At 43.6% G+C, this 724-nt stretch carries 1 protein-coding gene and 1 pseudogene; both read left to right on the top strand.

Features of this window, described 5'->3' with window-relative positions:
- Positions 1–38: 38 nt before the first annotated feature.
- Complete coding sequence (locus WKI42_RS10550; RefSeq protein WP_368081898.1) at positions 39–476, top strand: hypothetical protein; 438 nt, start codon at positions 39–41, stop codon at positions 474–476.
- Positions 477–493: 17 nt separating this feature from the next.
- Positions 494–724 (top strand): annotated as a pseudogene (locus WKI42_RS10545) (hypothetical protein); the annotation flags it as partial.

Here is a 724-nt window from a genome sequence, read left to right as displayed (position 1 = left end):
ACGTGGTTTGAGCCATCTGGCAGACTAGCGAGGTGCTTATGGATGTCTTACAACAAACAGAACATTTCTTCATGAACGTGCTATCAGCAGCGACGCCAATCGTCGTGGCTTGGTTGGGCTATAAAATGCCGAAGAAAACAAAAGAAGAAACAGATAAAATCGTCTCGGAACTAACCGATGTTAAGAAACAGATTGAAGATGTCCAGACTACCGCTAAAGATAGCAATTCTAAAATCGATGAAGTACAAGAGAAGTTGAAAGTACACGATGAGGCGCATCTAAATACTATGAAGTTGCGCCTTGACCGTGATATGCGACGGGCTATTCGTAGAGGGTTCACTTCAAAAGACGAATTTTCACTAGTGGAAAGTCTGCACAAAAGCTACAAGGCTTTAGGAGGTAATGGCTACATAGACCGCTTATTCAACGATTTTGGAAAATTGGAGATTAAGGAAGACATCTTAGTAGATGATTAGATAGAAAGAGGTGCAGAATGGTCTGTAATCTCAATATGACCAATCTCGCACAGATTGACGGTGGTCACCTGATTAAACAAGGAGACTTGGCTTCCACCTTTGGTTTTACCCTCTTAGACGAAGACTACCAAGTGATCTCTTCTCTGGAAGGGGAGGAGGCGCTGATCAGTCTGACTAAGGAGGGCTACCAGTGGAAGAAGCAGGTAGCTGTTACCAGTCAAGGTGTGAGTTTCCATCTGGACGCTATT

It is taken from the genome of Streptococcus pseudopneumoniae (genome assembly GCF_038148935.1).
GTDB lineage: Bacteria > Bacillota > Bacilli > Lactobacillales > Streptococcaceae > Streptococcus > Streptococcus pseudopneumoniae_U.
This window is presented reverse-complemented; position numbering and strand designations above follow the sequence as displayed.

Bases quoted from the DNA above. Each gene is read 5' to 3' on its own strand.
- WKI42_RS10550 (WP_368081898.1), top strand. From the start codon at position 39: ATGGATGTCTTACAACAAACAGAACATTTCTTCATGAACGTGCTATCA.